This is a genomic window from Stenotrophomonas sp. GD04024, from assembly GCF_029837545.1.
Lineage (GTDB): Bacteria > Pseudomonadota > Gammaproteobacteria > Xanthomonadales > Xanthomonadaceae > Stenotrophomonas > Stenotrophomonas forensis.
Genome location: NZ_JAOEDV010000021.1, coordinates 1 through 15,434, shown reverse-complemented (window position 1 = coordinate 15,434; position 15,434 = coordinate 1). Strand labels below are relative to the sequence as shown.

General features: G+C 66.2%; 14 protein-coding genes. All 14 read right to left on the bottom strand.

Translation table 11 applies throughout. From position 1 onward, the window contains the following. Nucleotides 1-83 precede the first annotated feature (83 nt). Nucleotides 84-1,502 carry a flagellar filament capping protein FliD gene (gene fliD, locus N7590_RS09330; protein WP_006443677.1) on the bottom strand — a complete coding sequence of 473 codons (1,419 nt, stop codon included), beginning with the start codon at nt 1,500-1,502 and terminating at the stop codon, nt 84-86. 441 nt (nt 1,503-1,943) lie between these two features. Continuing rightward, nucleotides 1,944-3,122 carry a flagellin gene (locus N7590_RS09325; RefSeq protein WP_164240895.1) on the bottom strand — a complete coding sequence of 393 codons (1,179 nt, stop codon included), beginning with the start codon at nt 3,120-3,122 and terminating at the stop codon, nt 1,944-1,946. A gap of 72 nt (nt 3,123-3,194) precedes the next feature. Further along, nucleotides 3,195-4,415, bottom strand: coding sequence for a flagellin (locus N7590_RS09320; RefSeq protein WP_008266078.1), 1,221 nt, complete (start codon nt 4,413-4,415; stop codon nt 3,195-3,197). Between the two features lie 385 nt (nt 4,416-4,800). Beyond that, nucleotides 4,801-6,003: a flagellar hook-associated protein FlgL gene (gene flgL / locus N7590_RS09315; protein WP_008266080.1), complete on the bottom strand. Its 1,203-nt coding sequence runs from the start codon at nt 6,001-6,003 to the stop codon at nt 4,801-4,803. Beyond that, nucleotides 6,000-7,880 carry a flagellar hook-associated protein FlgK gene (gene flgK / locus N7590_RS09310; RefSeq protein WP_279935372.1) on the bottom strand — a complete coding sequence of 627 codons (1,881 nt, stop codon included), beginning with the start codon at nt 7,878-7,880 and terminating at the stop codon, nt 6,000-6,002. Before flgK ends, flgL begins: the two co-directional genes overlap by 4 nt. Before the next feature lie 8 nt (nt 7,881-7,888). Then, nucleotides 7,889-9,088, bottom strand: coding sequence for a flagellar assembly peptidoglycan hydrolase FlgJ (gene flgJ, locus N7590_RS09305; protein ID WP_164240892.1), 1,200 nt, complete (start codon nt 9,086-9,088; stop codon nt 7,889-7,891). A gap of 1 nt (nt 9,089) precedes the next feature. Further along, nucleotides 9,090-10,232 carry a flagellar basal body P-ring protein FlgI gene (locus tag N7590_RS09300; protein ID WP_164240891.1) on the bottom strand — a complete coding sequence of 381 codons (1,143 nt, stop codon included), beginning with the start codon at nt 10,230-10,232 and terminating at the stop codon, nt 9,090-9,092. Nucleotides 10,233-10,234: 2 nt separating this feature from the next. After that, nucleotides 10,235-10,927: a flagellar basal body L-ring protein FlgH gene (flgH, locus tag N7590_RS09295; RefSeq protein WP_008266280.1), complete on the bottom strand. Its 693-nt coding sequence runs from the start codon at nt 10,925-10,927 to the stop codon at nt 10,235-10,237. Nucleotides 10,928-10,949: 22 nt separating this feature from the next. Beyond that, the gene (gene flgG / locus N7590_RS09290; protein WP_005409571.1) at nt 10,950-11,735 is read right to left on the bottom strand and encodes a flagellar basal-body rod protein FlgG; all 786 of its coding nucleotides are present in this window, start codon (nt 11,733-11,735) and stop codon (nt 10,950-10,952) included. A gap of 102 nt (nt 11,736-11,837) precedes the next feature. Then, complete coding sequence (locus N7590_RS09285; protein WP_164240890.1) at nt 11,838-12,587, bottom strand: flagellar basal body rod protein FlgF; 750 nt, start codon at nt 12,585-12,587, stop codon at nt 11,838-11,840. Nucleotides 12,588-12,619: 32 nt separating this feature from the next. After that, on the bottom strand, nt 12,620-13,843 hold the full coding sequence (flgE, locus tag N7590_RS09280; protein WP_053511839.1) for a flagellar hook protein FlgE: 1,224 nt from the start codon (nt 13,841-13,843) through the stop codon (nt 12,620-12,622). A gap of 32 nt (nt 13,844-13,875) precedes the next feature. Next, nucleotides 13,876-14,559, bottom strand: a complete 684-nt coding sequence (locus N7590_RS09275; RefSeq protein WP_049457671.1) for a flagellar hook capping FlgD N-terminal domain-containing protein — start codon at nt 14,557-14,559, stop codon at nt 13,876-13,878. 23 nt (nt 14,560-14,582) lie between these two features. Then, nucleotides 14,583-14,990 (bottom strand): flagellar basal body rod protein FlgC, encoded by a 408-nt coding sequence (gene flgC / locus N7590_RS09270; protein ID WP_005416461.1) that lies wholly within the window; start codon nt 14,988-14,990, stop codon nt 14,583-14,585. Between the two features lie 3 nt (nt 14,991-14,993). Continuing rightward, the gene (gene flgB / locus N7590_RS09265; protein WP_005409576.1) at nt 14,994-15,389 is read right to left on the bottom strand and encodes a flagellar basal body rod protein FlgB; all 396 of its coding nucleotides are present in this window, start codon (nt 15,387-15,389) and stop codon (nt 14,994-14,996) included. Nucleotides 15,390-15,434 lie beyond the last annotated feature (45 nt).

Below are 15,434 nucleotides of genomic sequence, written 5' to 3'. Positions count from 1 at the left end.
CGTTGCCGGCGGCGCGGCGATGATTGCTGTTGCGTCCGTTATCGGTGCGTTGCACGCCAAACTTGAGCGTTGCGCGTAGACCTTCAGCGGTTCAGCTGTGCCAGCTGCTGCTGCAGCGACGTATTGCTCTGCTGCAGCTTGCCCATCAGGCTGTCCAGCGCGATGAACTGCTTCTTGTAGCGCTCTTCCACGCCCTTCATGCGCGTGTCCAGGTCCTTGCGGCGCTTGTCGATGTTGTCCAGCGTGGTGTTGAGGCCTTTGGTGCGGGCGACGAAGGCGCCTTCCTTGCCGACCGTGGTGCTGACATAGCCGTCGACCATGGTGTAGAGCGTGCCGGCACCGCCGGTGTCGCCGGTGATGGCCGAGCGGATCTTTTCAGGCTGGCTGGCCAGTGCGGCGGCAAACTTGGTGGTGTCGAGCACCAGGCTGCCGTCGGCGTTTGGATAACCGCGTGTCTGCAGGCCCAGTACCTTCGGGTCCAGGCCGTCGGCGGAAAGCTCCTTCAGCACGCCCGACATCATGGAACGCAGCTGGCTGGCGGCACCACGCATCTGCGCGTCGCCGGTCAGCGTGGCCGCTTCCTTGGTCTTGGCGTCGTACTTGGTTTCGGTGTTGATCGCTGCGATGGCCGCGTTGTAGGCGGTCACGAATTCCTGCATCACCTTGGTGGCGGCGGCCGTGTCGGTACTGATCACGACCGTGCTCTTGCCGGGAACCTTCAGGTTCAGGGTCAGGCCAGGCACCGCATCTGCCACCGTATTGCTGGCGCTGACCACCTTGACGCCATCGATGGTCAGTTCGGCGTCCGCTGCAGCGGTGTTCTGTTTCAGGCTGCCGACCAGTGCGCCCAGCTTGGGATCACTGCCGCCGTACTCCAGCTTGATCGCATTGGCGGCACCGGTCTTCTCCTGGGCGATCGACAGGTACTGGTTGTCGCCGGAGGTGATCAGTGTGGCCTGGACGCCTTCCTTGCGGCCGGCGGCATCGATCTTGTTGCGGATGGTGGTCAGCGTGTCGCCGTCCTCCACCGCCACGTTCATGGTCTTGGCCTTGTCGCCCACGCCGACGGTCAGCGTCAAGGTTCCGGCGCCGAAGGTGTCGGTCTTCGGGAACGAGGTGTCGGCAATCAGCTTGTGCGCCGTGGCGAGGGATGTCACCTCCACCTGGTGCGTGCCGTTCGACGCGGCCGCCTTGGTCGTGCCCAGGTCGTACAGCGCCACCGATGCGGTGAGCACATCCTCGGTATTGGCGGGCTGCGCCTTGCCGCTGGCGGTCACCGTGCGGGTATCGAAGGCGGTGGTGGCCTTCAGCGCGGTCAGTGCAGTCTTCAGCTTGTCGAAGGCCGAGGTGACGGTGCCGATCGACGACAGCTGCATCTTGGCTTTGGACTGCTGCAGGTTCAGTGCATTGTCGGCCGGCTTGCGGTCGGCTGCGACCAGCTGGTTGACGATGCTGGAGATATCCAGTCCCGAGCCAATGCCACCGTATCCAAAGTCTGCCACGTCGTTTCTCCTGGTATACGGGCCTGGCCGTCGTGCGGTGGCCCGTCGTCAACGAAAATAGCGGCCTGTGCCGCTGGGTCTTGAGGACTTCGTTGATGCATGCGCCGTGCCAATGCTCTGGCGCGGGTTCTGGCACGCAGGTTGCAGGAGGGTTGGGGCAGGGTGCGGGGAGGTTCACCGCGGGCTGCCGGGAGTCTGCAAAAAACCCTCCCCCAATGCAGGGGAGGGATCAGGCTACTGACAATCGGGGGGAGACGAAGCCGCCCGGTACGTACAGTCAAAGGTACAGCGCTGAAAGAGAGGTCCGCAGGAGCGGGCGATGCCAAGCCGGTTCGGGAGGGTTCCCGGGCCGGGCATGGCCCGCGCCTTCGTGCACCGTGGCTTCCGGGTTGCCGCTGCCGTCGGTTCAATCCGACGGCAGCGGCGCCTTCTTGCCGTGGATCAGCGCAGCAGGCTGAGCACGCCCTGCGGCACCTGGTTGGCCTGGGCCAGCATGGCCGTACCGGCCTGCTGCAGGATCTGGGTGCGGGTCAGCTCGGCGGTTTCCTTGGCGAAGTCGGTGTCCTTGATGCGGCTGCGCGACGCCGACAGGTTTTCCGACGAGGTCTGCAGGTTGGCCACGACCGAGGTGAAGCGGTTCTGGATCGCACCGAGGTCGGCGCGGGTGCTGTTGATCGCACCCAGGGCCTTGTCGACCACTTCCAGCGCCTGCTGGGCGCCGAGCACGGTGCTCACGTCCAGCTTCTGCACGTTGGCGGCGGTATCGGTGCCAGCGGTGTACGCACCGGCTGGAGCCTTCGCGCCCCACACGCCGGTACCGGCGTTCAGGTCGCTGCGCTCAAGCGCGATGTCGGCAGCGACGACCGCCTTGCCTTCCTTCACCGAGCTCAGCTTCATCGTGCCGTCGGCATTGGCTTCGGCGTAGATGCCGGCCTCGCCGATCTTGGCGTTGATCGCGGTGGCGACTGCCTTCGAAGCATCAGCGGTGGTTGCACCGGCCTTCAGTTCGACGGTGCCGATGTCCACGCCCATCACCTTGCCGGTGATGCGCGAGCCATCGGTGCTGGCGACCAGCGCGTCAGTGGCACCGCTTGCGAAGGTCGAGGTGCCCAGCGAACCCGCCTTGGCGTCGATGGTCTTGTCGATGGCAATCGACTGGCCAGCGTTGGCGCCAACCTGGAACAGCTGGCTGGAGAACGAGCCGTCCAGCAGCTTGGTGCCGTTGAAGTCCGACTGCTTGGCGACGCGGTCGATTTCCGAGACCAGCTGGGTCACTTCGGCCTGCAGCGCCTTGCGGTCGCTGGCCGAGTTGGTGGCGTTGGAGGCCTGCACCGACAGCTCGCGGACGCGCTGCAGGTTGTTGCCGATTTCGGTCAGCGAACCTTCGGCGACCTGGGCCAGCGAGATGCCGTCGTTGGCATTGCGGATGGCGACGTCGGTGCCGCGGATCTGGGTGCCGAAGCGCTCGGAGATCGCCAGGCCGGCGGCGTCGTCCTTGGCGCTGTTGATGCGCGAACCGGAGGACAGGCGCTGGATGGTGGTGGCCAGCGAGCTGCCGCTGGTGCTCAGGTTACGCTGAGCATTCAACGACATCGTATTGGTGTTGATGACTTGTGCCATGAGGAGAGGTCCTTGAGCGGTTGCACGTGAGTTGGGTTAGACGCCCCCGACGTGCCCCGGGGGCGGCTCATGTCAGCGCTGCAACAGGCTGAGCACGTTCTGCGGTACCTGGTTGGCCTGGGCCAGCATGGCCGTACCGGCCTGCTGCAGGATCTGGGTGCGGGTCAGCTCGGCGGTTTCCTTGGCGAAGTCGGTATCGCGGATGCGGCTGCGCGAAGCCGACAGGTTCTCCGAGGAGGTCTGCAGGTTGGCTACCACCGAGGTGAAGCGGTTCTGGATCGCGCCGAGGTCGGCGCGGACGCTGTTGACCGATTCCAGGGCCTTGTCGACGATCGACAGCGCCTTCTGCGCGCCTTCGGCCGTGGTGACGTTCAGGTCCTTGACGAAGTTGGATGCAGCGCCGGTCAGCAGGCCGCCGTTGGTGCTGGTCTCGGTCAGGCCGAGGCCGGCGATGGTCGCCGCGGTGGCGCCGGTCGGCGGGGTGGCGGCGCTGACGCCCAGGGTGAAGGTCTGGCCGTCCTTGACCGAGGCCAGGCTGACCACGCCGGCATTGACCGAGGCCATGACGCCGGTTTCGCCCAGCTTGCCGTTGATCGCGGCGGCCGTGGCCGAGGTGATCGACTCGCCCGCCTTCACGGTGAAGTCGTTGATGGTGACCGTGGTGGCGGTGCCGCCCGGCGGGGTCACCGAGATCTGCAGGCCGGAGTAGGTGGTGTCGGCGGTGGCCTTGTCGGCGGCTGCCAGGCTGGTGCCGGTGTAGCCGTTGGCGAAGGTGGCGGCGCCCAGCGAATCGGCCTTGGCGTTGACCACGCTGTTGATGGCGATGGCCTGGCCGGCGTTGGCACCGACCTGGAACAGCTGGCTGGTGAAGGAGCCGTCCAGCAGCTTGGTGCCGTTGAAGTCGGCCTGCTTGGCGACGCGGTCCACTTCCGAGACCAGCTGGGTCACTTCGGCCTGCAGCGCCTTGCGGTCGCTGGAGGAGTTGGTGGCGTTGGAGGACTGCACCGCCAGTTCGCGGATGCGCTGCAGGTTGTTGCCGACTTCGCTCAGCGAACCTTCGGCGACCTGGGCCAGCGAGATACCGTCGTTGGCGTTGCGGATGGCCACGTCCAGACCACGGATCTGGGTGGTGAAGCGCTCGCTGATGGCCAGGCCGGCCGCGTCGTCCTTCGCGCTGTTGATGCGCAGGCCGGACGAGAGGCGCTGGATGGTGGTAGCGAGCGAGCTGCCGCTGGTGCTCAGGTTGCGCTGAGCGTTGAGCGACATCGTATTGGTGTTGATTACCTGTGCCATGGGGTCGTCTCCTCTTATATGGAACCCGTTGGTGAATGAAACGAAGCGCCGCCTGTTTTTTTGTGTGGCTGTGTGCTTCGCTGTTGCCAAATGAATAACGGCGCTTTGTCAACAACCTTTAGCCGTGAATTCCGCTGGAGCCGAAATTCGGTGCTGGAGGCTGTTTTTCCCGGGTTTTTCAGCCCTGGAAGGGCGTGAAGGCAATCCCGGAAAGGGGCGGTCGGGGCAGGCCCGACCAGCGCTGATGAAGGTATCGGCGGGGCAGCGCCGGCCTTGATGGGCAATCACGGGTATTCCGCCGCAGCGGGCATGGCGCCGGGCACGGAAACGAAAAAGGCCGCGATGCAGGGCATCGCGGCCTTTCAGCGGTGACGCGAGGGAAGCGTCAGCGGATCTTGTTGAACAACGACATCGACTGCATCTGCGAGAAGATCGTCTGTGCCGCCTGCAGCGCGGTGCTCTGCAGCTGGTACTGGCTCAATGCATCGGCATAGTCCAGGTCACGCATCTGCGAGAGCGTGGTCTTCAGGGTCACGCCGTTGGCCTCGCGCATGTCCGCGGCGTTATCCAATGCCTTCAGCTGTGCGCCGCCTGCGGCACGCGAATCGATCATGCGTTCGGAGGCGCGTGCCACGTCGCGCAGGGCACTCTGCAGTTCGTTCTGCTGCGCGGACATCTTCGCGGTGGTACCGGTGTCGGCATCCAGCGCGGCGATCAGCTTGTCCATGGTGTCGAAGATGTCGCGGCTGCTGGCAGGCGTGACGTTGAAGCTGTCACCCGCAGCGGGCGCACCGGTGATCTGCAGGCGCACCCCGTTCACTTCCACGTTGTCACCGGCCTTGTAGGTGCCGGTACCGGTGACGTTGCCCGCGCCGTCCAGCACCTGGTACTGGTCGGCAGCGGTGAAGCGGATGCTGAAGGCCTGTCCGTTCCAGCTGTCACTGCCGTCGCGGGTGATGTTGGTCAGCACGCCGTTGCCGGTGTTGCCGGCCGCCGCGCCGCCATCGACAAAGCCATCGCCGGTGGGGATGCGCATGAAGATCTCGCTGCCGGGCAGCGCATCGCGCACGTAGGTATCCGGGCCGACTTCGATCTGGCGCTGGGTCTGGTCGCCCCGGTAGACCACCTTGCCGTTGATCTTGGCAAACGGCGGGTCGCCGTCGTTGGTGCCGCCGAACACATAGCGGCCGGTACCATCGTCGGCATTGGCCAGCGACAGCAGGCCATCGCGGATCTGGTTCAGCTCGGTGATCAGGGTCTTCTTGTCCGGTGCACTCAGCGCCGGGTTGCTGGCCTGGATGGTCAGATCATTGACGCGCGCCATCAGGTCGTTGACCTGGGCCAGGGTGTTTTCCTGCACGCCCAGCCGGTTCTGCACGTTGCCGGCATTGAGCTTCATGCGGTCAAGCGCGGCCAGGCTGCGGTCAAGACCGACTGCGGCACCGGCGGCGACCGGATCGTCCTTGGCGCTGACGATCTTGCTGCCGGTGGCGATCTGCTGCTCCAGGTGGCTGAGCTTGGCCTGCTTGGCCATCATCAGCGACACGGACTGGTTGAACATCATGCTGGTGGAGATGCGGCTGCTCATCGGCGGACGGCTCCCAGGATGGTCTGGAACATGCTGTCGGCGGTGGAAATCAGCTGCGAGGCGGCCTGGTAGGCCTGCTGCAGGCGCAGCATGTCGGCCGCTTCCTCGTCCAGGTTGACCCCGGACACTTCATCACGCGCTTCCTGCGCCTTGTCGTTGATCACCAGCTGCGCTTCCAGCGAGTACTCGGCCGAGCGGGCCGCGGCACCGACCTGGGTGGTCAGGCCGCCCAGCGCACCGTTCAGGGTGACCGTGCCGCTGTTGAACGCCTTGGCGCTCTCCACCTTGGCCAGCCGGGAGGCATTGCTGTTGTCCGACGAGCCGGCAGGGGTAGGGGTGATGTTGAAGGTGTCGCCGACCTTCGGCGCACCGTCCAGCACGAAGCTCCAGCCATTGGCGCTGATGGTCTGGCCCGGGGTGTAGGTCTGCGGCGGGCCACCATCGATGGTGTAGGTGGTGGCCGAGGTGAACACGATCGCAGCCGGATTGCGCAGGTTGGCGTTGGCTGAATCGCTGACGGTGACCCCGCTCAGCTTGCCGGTGCCGGTGTTGGACGTGGCGGCAGCACCCTTCACCGCCGCAGCGGCGGCGATGCGCGAGGGATCGGTGATCGCCACTTCCATGCTGCCGGCCACGCCAGCGGTGGGCTGCAGCAGGAATCGATCATTGGCAGCCGGGGTACCGCCGACCACCAGCTTGACGCCATTGATCACCAGCGGATCGGTGGCGGTGCCGGTACCGGTCAGCGGCACGTTGGCGCCGGTGTCGGCGCGGCTGGCCTTCCACTGGGTGCCATCGAACTGCAGCACCACGTTCTGCGCGTCCAGCTTGCCCAGGTCGCCATAGGTGGCGCTGAGGCTGGCCGTGCCGGTGTTGGCATTGTTGGCGGTGACGCGCGGATTGCCGATGTTGAAGAAGTCACCGCCCAGCTGGCCATACATGTCCACACCCTGGTGATGGGTCTGGTTGAAGGTCTCGGCCAGGCCGACGGCCAGCTTGCCCAGTTCGGCCTGGGCCGGGGTCAGCACCGTGTCGCGGAATTCCAGCAGGCCGCCGATCTGGCCACCGACGGCCTTTGCGTCAAGCCGGATCGTGTTGCCCTGGGTCTCCAGCGCCAGCTGCAGGCGCTCGGGCTGGTAGGGGTCGGCCACCGTGGTGACCTTGGTCGCCGTGGTGCCCACCACCAGTGCGTTGCCGCCGGCGGTGTAGACATTCATGATGCCGCCGTCCTGGATCACCGCCGTGCCGCCCGTGTAGCCGATCAGCTGGGTGATCAGCTGGTCGCGGCGATCAAGCAGGTCCGGCGCGGCATTGGCGATGTTGGTGCCGATGGCGCCGTTGATCTGCGCGATCTCCTGCGCCAGGCGGTTGACCTCGGTGGCACCGGCCAGCAGGCCGTTGTTGACCTCGCCATTGAGGTTGTTCAGGTGCGTGTTGAGCTGCACGAAGCGATTGGCCAGGGCCTTGCCGCCGTCGAGCATGTTCTGCCGGTCGGCGGTGCCGGAGGCGTTGGAGGGCAGGCCGCTGACCGAGTCGAAGAAGTTCGACCAGACGCCGGCAATGTTGGTCGCGCCTTCCGAGAACAGCGAGTTGACCCGGTCGGCCATGCCGGAAAGCTGCTTCAGGCGTGCCAGCTCGCCGCTGCTGTCGAGCAGGCGCGAGATCGCCAGCTGGTCGGCGGTGCGGCGGATATCGGTGATGCGGGTGCCGTTGCCGACCGTGCCATAGCCGTAGTTCTGCGGATCAGCGGTAGCGAAGTTGACCTTCTGCCGGCTGTAACCCGGGGTATTGAGGTTGGCCACGTTGTGGCTGGTGGTCGCCAACGCACGCTGGAAGGCGAGCAGGGCACCGGTACCGGTGGAAAGTACGCTGGACATGGGGTTCCTCAACGACGAGTGATACCCAGCGCCGCGGTTGCGGTGCTGGCGAAGGTCTGGCCAAGGCGCGTGCCGGCGTCGGCCACGGCGCTGACGGCGCGCTCGATGGTCGGGCCGCCGGCGATCGCGGCGATCTTGGCGGCGTAGCGTGGGTCGGTGGCATAGCCGGCACGCTGCAGGCCACGCGCGAAGCCCTGCACGTCGGTGCCGGCCTGCAGGGCCTGCTGGTAGCGCGGGCTGGTCTTCAACAGGCGCACGTAGTCGGCGAAGCTTTCGGCCGGCGAACTGTAGGCACGGAAGCTGGCGGTCTCGTTGCGGCGCACGCCATCGACATATTCATGGGTGCCGGCCACGGCACGCTGGCCGCTCCAGCCATTTGCCTTGATGCCGAACAGGTTGTGCGAGGTGCTGCCGTCGGCATGCTTGATGTGGCGCTTGCCCCAGCCGGTCTCCAGCGCGGCCTGGGCAACCAGGGCGCGGGCATCCACGCCGAGCTCCTTGGCTGCGCTTTGTGCGTGCTGCCAGATGCTGGCAACGAAGCCCTCCGGGGTGTGCTCGCCCAGCTGCGCCACGGCGGTGCGGGTGGCCAGGGCATCGGCTGGGCTGATCGCGGTGCCGCGATTGCTGGCGGTCGCCGACCACTGGTCGCTGCCAGCCGCCCAGTCATCGCCCTGCAGGCTGCCGATGTAGGGATCGTCGGTGCCGAGCGAGCGGTGCATGCTGCTGCTCTCGCGGCCGGCAATCAGGTCCAGTGCCTGCTCCATCGGTGCCACCGCGGCATGTGCCCCCGACTGTGCGCCGGCCGCCATCTGCTGCAGCAGGCGCACGGCCTGGCTGCCGTCTTCCAGGGGCAGCGACGGTGCCGGCCTTGCCGGTGCGTTCAGCTGGTAGGCGCGGCTGGCCCTGGCCGGGTCCACGCGGGTATCCAGCGCCGGGCCGTCGGCAGCCTGGCCAGACAGCTGGCGGCTGATCATGCCCGACAGGCCCAGGCCCTTGCCGCGTGTCATCGCCTCGGCAATCTTCTGGTCGTACATGTCGCGGAACATCTTGTTCTCGCCGGGGAACAGCGAATCGCCGAAGCTGGCGTCACGCATGCTCTTGACCAGCATCTGCGCGAACTGGCCTTCCAGCTGGCGCGCGACCTTGTCGATCTTGGCCGGATCGTTCTGTTGCGCCGGGTGCAGATCGAATGCGGGATTGATGCGCATGTCAGATCACCTCGAGTTCGGCACTCAGCGCGCCGGCCTGCTTCAGGGCTTCCAGGATCGCGATGAGATCGCCCGGCGCCGCGCCCACTGCGTTCACCGCGTGCACGATTTCGTCCAGGGTGGTGCCGCCGCTGAACTTGAACATGCGGCTGCCGTCGTTGGTGGCGGTGATGGTCGACTGCGGGCTGGCCACGGTGCGACCGCCGGACAGGGCGTTGGGCTGGCTGACGTTGGTGTTTTCCTGGATCGTCACCGTCAGCGAACCATGCGAGATCGCGGCCGGGCCGACCCGTACCTGCTGGCCGATGACCACGGTGCCGGTGCGCGAATTGACCACCACCTTGGCCGGCGCGCTGCCCGGGGCCAGCTCCAGGTTCTCGATGCGTGCCAGCAGGCCGATGCGCGCGCCGGGATCGGTGGGTGCGGTGACCGCCACGGTTACACCATCGACGGCACGCGCCGCGCCCTCGCCGAAGGCGTTGTTGAGTGCAGCGACCATGCGCGAGACGGTGGTGAAATCGTTGTTGTGCAGGTTCAGGGTGATGTCGCCGCCATTGGCGAGCGGATCGGGCAGGGCACGTTCAACCGTGGCGCCGTTGGGAATGCGGCCGACGCTGGGCACGTTCACCGAGACGCGGGAACCGTCCTTGCCCTGCGCACCGAAGCCGCCGACGATCAGGTTGCCCTGGGCGATCGCGTAGATCTGGCCATCGGCACCGCGCAGCGGAGCCATCAGCAGCGAGCCGCCACGCAGGGACACCGCATTGCCGATCGAGGACACGGTGATGTCGATCGGCTGGCCCGGCTTGGCGAACGGCGGCAGTTCGGCATGGATCGCCACCGCCGCCACGTTCTTCAGCTGCGGGTTGACGTTCGGCGGCACATTGACGCCCAGCTCGCCGAGCAGGTTCTTCAGGCTCTGCACGGTGAACGGTGCCTGGCTGGTGCGGTCACCGCTGCCATCCAGGCCCACCACCAGGCCGTAGCCCACCAGCGCATTGCCGCGCACGCCACCGACCTGGGCCAGGTCCTTGATGCGCTCGGCGCTGGCCGGCGCAGCCATTGCCAGCAGGAGGAAGAATGATCCGTAGAGCGACGCGATGCGTCGCTGCCACGTAGAAGAGAAGAGAGCTTTCATGGCCATACTCAGAACGGCGTCAGGCCGGAGTTGAAGAAGCGGCTCAACCAGCCCATCGCGTTGGACTGCGCGACCGGGCCGCGTCCGCCGTAGACAATGCGGGCTTCGGCCACGCGGCTGGAGGGGATGGTGTTGTCCTGGCTGATGTCGCCGGGGCGCACGATGCCCTGCACCTGCACCAGTTCGTCGCCCTGGTTCAGCCGCAGGTTCTTCTGCCCCTGCACGACCAGGTTGCCGTTGGGCAGGCGCTGCACCACGGTGACCGTGACGCTGCCCTGCAGCCGGTTGCTCTGCGCGCTGTTGCCCTTGCCGGTGAAATCACGCTTGCCGGTGGCCGACGCGCTGAGGATGTCCTTGCCGCCCAGGGTGACCGGCGCACCGAGGATCGAGGGCGTCCCCAGGTTGAGGTTCGACTCCTTGTTGGTGGCGGTGTTGGCACTGGTCTGCGCGGTGGTGTTTTCCAGCAGGGTGATGGTCAACAGGTCGCCGACGTCGCGTGCGCGACGGTCCGAATACAGCTGCAGGGTCGGGCCGGCAGCGTAGATCGCACCGGCGGTCGGCGCGGCCTGCGGCGGCATGATCGGCTGGATCGGCGCCATCGCCGCGTAGGGGCGCACGTCGCCGGCGATCACGCAGCCACCGAGCAGGGCGGCCACGGCGCAGGCGAGGGCAGTGCGGGCGAAGGTGGAAATGGGCGACATGGCGGTTTCCCGGTTGGGCCGGTCAGAGCTTGTTGTTGAGATAGCCGAGCATCGAATCGGTGGTGGAGATCGCCTTGGCGTTCATTTCGTAAGCGCGCTGGGTTTCGATCATCGACACCAGCTCTTCCACCACGTTGACGTTGCTGCCTTCCAGCGCGCCCTGCACCACAGTGCCGAGGCCGTTGAGGCCAGGGTTGCCGTTCTGTGCGGGGCCGGAGGCGGTGGTCTCCAGGAACAGGTTCTCGCCGCGGGCCTGCAGGCCGGCCGGATTGACGAAGTCGGTAAGGGTCAACGCGCCCACTTCCACCGAGGCGGCGCCGTCGGCCATCTTCACGCTGATGGTGCCGTCGGTACCGATGGTCACCGACTGCGCGCCTTCGGGAATCTGGATGCCCGGCTGCACCGGATAGCCGCTGTTGGTGACCAGCTCGCTGTCCTGGTTGATCTTGAACGAGCCATCACGGGTGTAGGCCGAGCTGCCGTCGGGCATCTGCACCTCGAAGAAACCGCGGCCGTTGACCATCACGTCCAGGGCGCGGCCGGTCTGCTGCTGGCCACCCTGTTCGAAGTTCTTGGCGGTGGCCACCACGCGCACGCCGGTACCCAGCTGCAGGCCGGTCGGCAGCTGCGTCTGCGCCGACGAGGAACCGCCGGGCTGGCGCACCTGCTGGTACAGCAGGTCCTCGAAGCTGGCACGGTCCTGCTTGAAGCCGGTGGTGTTGGTGTTGGCGAGGTTGTTGGAAACCACCGACATGCGCATCTGCTGCGCATCCAGTCCGGTTTTCGCGATCCACAATGCCTGGTTCATCTTCGGTGTCCTGTCTGGTGGAACCGGCCGCGCGATGCGGCCCTTGGTAGCGGGTCTGCAAGCGGTGTGCCAGCGCCGCGCTCGGGCGGCGCCGGAATTCCGTCAGCTGCCCAGGCGCAGCAGGCTGTTGGCGCTGCGCGCGTTGTCGTCGCCGTGCTTGATCACCTGCACCTGCATTTCGTACTGGCGCTGCAGCTGGATCATCTGCACCAGTGCACCGGCGGCATCGACGTTGCTGCCTTCCAGCTGGCCGCTGTGCACGGCGGTGCCTTGTGCGGGTGCGAACGGCTGTTGTGGGTCGGTGTTGCGGAACAGGCCATCGAGGCCGCGCCCGAGGCGCTCGTCCGGGGCCTGCACGACCTTGATCCGGCCGACCTGGGCCATGGTCTGCGGGCCTTCGCCCTGCGGGATGATCGAGATCGTGCCGTCGGCGCCGATCTCCATCGCCTGGTAGGGCGGAATGGCGATCGGATTGTTGTTGTCATCCAGCACCGGGCGGCCGCTGGAGGTCACCAGCTGGCCGTTCGGGGTGACCGACAGTGCAGCGCCGCGCGTATAGGCTTCGCTGCCATCGCTGGACTGCACGGCCAGCCAGGTGCCGGTCTGCAGTGCAAGGTCCAGCGGCTTGCCGGTGATGTGCTGCGCGCCGGGCCGGCGGTTGAAGCCGGCGTCGACGTGCAGCGCATCCACCCGCGAGGCAAAGCCCGGGCCGCGGATCGGGAAGGCTTCGGTGTTGGCCAGCGCTTCCTTGAAGCCGGGGGTGTCCGAGTTGGCGAGGTTGTGGCTGAGCGTACCCTGCGCCTGCAGGGAGGCGCGGGCACCGGTCATCGCCACGTAAAGGGCTTTATCCATGCGGGGAGTTCCGTAGCAGGGTCAGCAGCTCATCAACGGATGTTGATGACGGTCTGGGTGATCTGGTCCTGGGTGGTGATCATCTGCGCGTTGGCCTGGAAGTTGCGCTGCGCGGTGATCATGTTGACCAGCTGCTCGGTGAGGTCGACGGTGGACGCTTCCAGCGAACCGGCCTGGATCTTGCCGAGGTTGGAGGTGTCCGGCATGCCGGTACGCGGCGTGCCCGAGCTGAAGGTATCCACCCACAGGTTGTTGCCCTTCGACTCCAGCCCTTGCGGGTTGTTGAAGGTGGTCAGCGCGACCTGGCCCAGCGGCTTGTCGGCACCGTTGGAGTAACGTGCGTAGACCACGCCGGTCTCCGACACGGTGATCTCGTTGAGCTTGCCGGCGGCATAGCCGTCCTGCTGGGTGTTGCGCAGGGCGAACTTCTCGCCGTACTGGGTCGAGCCGGTGATATCCAGCGTCATGTTCAACTGGCCGGCGCCGGTGTTGGGGGTGAAGGTGCCGAGGCTGACCTTGCCGTCCGCCGGTGCGGTCAGCTTGCCGCTGTTGTCGAAGGTGACCGGGGTCGGCGTGCCGGCCGGCTGGCCGTCCACGTAATTGCGCACGGTCCACTCATTGGGGTTGGCGCCCTTGACGAAGTACGAGACCTGGATGTGGCTCACGCCCAGCGAGTCGTACACGGTGATGCCGCCGCTGGAGTGGTTGTAGGTGTTGGAGTCGGTCGGGTCGAAGGTGGCGACGGTCGGCGGCTTGGCGTTGGCCGGCAGGGTGAAGCCGACCTTCACTTCGCTGGTCTGCTTCGGCGCGCTGTCGGTGGTCAGCAGCTGCAGGTCGACGATGCGGCCGGAATCGAAGTTGGTGCCGTCGGCATTCGGTGCGAACACCTGCAGGCGTGCGCCCTGCGGATTGACCACGAAGCCGGAGGCATCGGTCTGGAAGTTGCCGGCACGCGAATACACGCGGGTGCCGTTCATGTTCATGGTGAAGAAGCCCTCACCGGAAATGGCCATGTCCAAGCTGCGGCCGGTCTGTTCGTTGTGGCCCTGCTTGAACTGCTGGGCAACGTTGGAGACGCGCACGCCCGAACCCACTGCGTTCTTCGACAGGCCGTAGCCGGTGGCCGAGAACAGGTCGGCGAATTCGGCGCGCGACTCCTTGAAGCCGGTGGTGTTGACGTTGGCGACGTTGTTGGCGGTGACGCTCAGGTCGGAGTTGGCGGCATTGATGCCGGACAGCGAGACATTGAAGCCCATGGGATGCTCCTGGTAAGTGCGGGATGTGCGGCTCAGCTGACGCGGAGCACGTAGTCGATCGGGGCCGTGCCCAGGCCCTTGAGATTCAGGTACAGGCCGTCGGAGCCGACGGTCACGCTTTCCACCGGGGCCTGCACGTAGGTGGACAGCTTGGTGCTCTTGCCGGCGGTGTCGACGTGGTTGGCCACCACGCTGTACTTGCCGGGTTCCATGCGCTTGCCGTTGGCGTCCTTGCCGTCCCACTGGAAGGCGGTTTCGCCGGCAGCCTTGGCCTCCACGCTCAGCGAGGTGACCTTGGTGCCATTGGCATCGGTGATGTCCACGGTGATGATGCCGGCCGAGGGTGCGGCGACCGTGCCTTCAACACTGCCTTCCTTCTCCAGCACCAGCTTTTCCGACGGCACCAGCACCTGGTGGCCGACCAGCGCCGCACCACGCAGCACCTGGTCGCTGGCCATCGACTCCTGGAAGCCCTTCACCGTCTTGTTCAGATCGGTGATGCCCTGCACGGTCGACATCTGCGCCATCTGCGCGACCATCTGCGTGTTGTCCATCGGCTTCAGCGGATCCTGGTGTTGCAGCTGTTCGGTCATCAGCCGCAGGAAGTCCGCCTGGTCCAGCGTGTTCTTCTTTTTCGTGGCGTTGCTGTTCGGAGCGTTCAGGCCGAGCGCGGCGTAGACGTCCTGGTTGGTCTGGTTGTTGACGGAGGTGGTCATGGCGGTATCCGGTACTGCGGGCCTCAGCGGCCCATGGTCAGGGTGGCCAGCGCCAGTTCCTTGGCCGTGGTCAACATCTCAACGCCGGCCTGGTAATTGCGCGACGTCGAGATCAGGTTGACCATCTGCGCCACCGGATCGACATCAGGCTGGTAGATGTAGCCGTCGGCGTCGGCCAGCGGATGGCCGGGCTCGTAGCGCTTGATGGGCGCGGCCTCGCTCTGGGTGATCTCCTTCACCTTCACCGACGTGATGTTCGGATCGTTCTTGCTGGTGACGGCCTGGAAGATCGGCTCCAGCGGCTTGTACACAGCGTCGGCGGAACCGGCGACGGTGTCGGCGTTGGAGAGGTTGGAGGCGATGGTGCTCATGCGCACCGACTGCGCCTGCAGCGCGGAGCCGGCGATGTCGAAGATCGGCAGGTTGCTCATGGCTTATTGCCCCGTGATCGCGGTCAGCATGGAACGCACCTTGCTCTCGACGAAGCTGAGCGAGGCGCGGTACTCGAGCGCGGCACGGCCATAGGCGGCACGCTCGGCATCCGGGTCGACGGTGTTGCCGTCCAGGCTGGGCTGTACGCCCTCGCGCGCGATCTGGAACGGGTTCAGGCCACTACTGATCTCGTAGTGCTGTTCGTGGGTGGTGGCCATCAGGCCGTTGGCATCCTGCCCCTGGGCGTGGCGCAGGGCGGCGTCGAAGTCCAGGTCCTGGGCCTTGTAGCCGGGCGTATCGGCATTGCCGAGGTTGCTGGCGATCAGCTTCATCCGCTGTTCGCGCAACGGCATGGCCTGGGCATGGACGCCCAGGTAGTCGGTAATCAGGTTGCGCACGGTGCACTCCCACGGGAACGTTGCCCGGGAAGCTGCAAGCGGTGT

What these genes read in the sequence shown, in the direction of transcription:
- N7590_RS09320 (WP_008266078.1), bottom strand. Translation starts at nt 4,415, where the DNA reads ATGGCACAGGTAATCAACACCAATACGATGTCGCTCAACGCTCAGCGC.
- N7590_RS09285 (WP_164240890.1), bottom strand. Translation starts at nt 12,587, where the DNA reads ATGGATAAAGCCCTTTACGTGGCGATGACCGGTGCCCGCGCCTCCCTG.
- N7590_RS09325 (WP_164240895.1), bottom strand. Translation starts at nt 3,122, where the DNA reads ATGGCACAAGTCATCAACACCAATACGATGTCGTTGAATGCTCAGCGT.
- flgL (WP_008266080.1), bottom strand. Translation starts at nt 6,003, where the DNA reads ATGAGCAGCCGCATCTCCACCAGCATGATGTTCAACCAGTCCGTGTCG.
- flgK (WP_279935372.1), bottom strand. Translation starts at nt 7,880, where the DNA reads ATGTCCAGCGTACTTTCCACCGGTACCGGTGCCCTGCTCGCCTTCCAG.
- flgG (WP_005409571.1), bottom strand. Translation starts at nt 11,735, where the DNA reads ATGAACCAGGCATTGTGGATCGCGAAAACCGGACTGGATGCGCAGCAG.
- N7590_RS09275 (WP_049457671.1), bottom strand. Translation starts at nt 14,559, where the DNA reads ATGACCACCTCCGTCAACAACCAGACCAACCAGGACGTCTACGCCGCG.
- flgC (WP_005416461.1), bottom strand. Translation starts at nt 14,990, where the DNA reads ATGAGCAACCTGCCGATCTTCGACATCGCCGGCTCCGCGCTGCAGGCG.
- flgE (WP_053511839.1), bottom strand. Translation starts at nt 13,843, where the DNA reads ATGGGCTTCAATGTCTCGCTGTCCGGCATCAATGCCGCCAACTCCGAC.
- flgJ (WP_164240892.1), bottom strand. Translation starts at nt 9,088, where the DNA reads ATGCGCATCAATCCCGCATTCGATCTGCACCCGGCGCAACAGAACGAT.
- flgH (WP_008266280.1), bottom strand. Translation starts at nt 10,927, where the DNA reads ATGTCGCCCATTTCCACCTTCGCCCGCACTGCCCTCGCCTGCGCCGTG.
- N7590_RS09300 (WP_164240891.1), bottom strand. Translation starts at nt 10,232, where the DNA reads ATGGCCATGAAAGCTCTCTTCTCTTCTACGTGGCAGCGACGCATCGCG.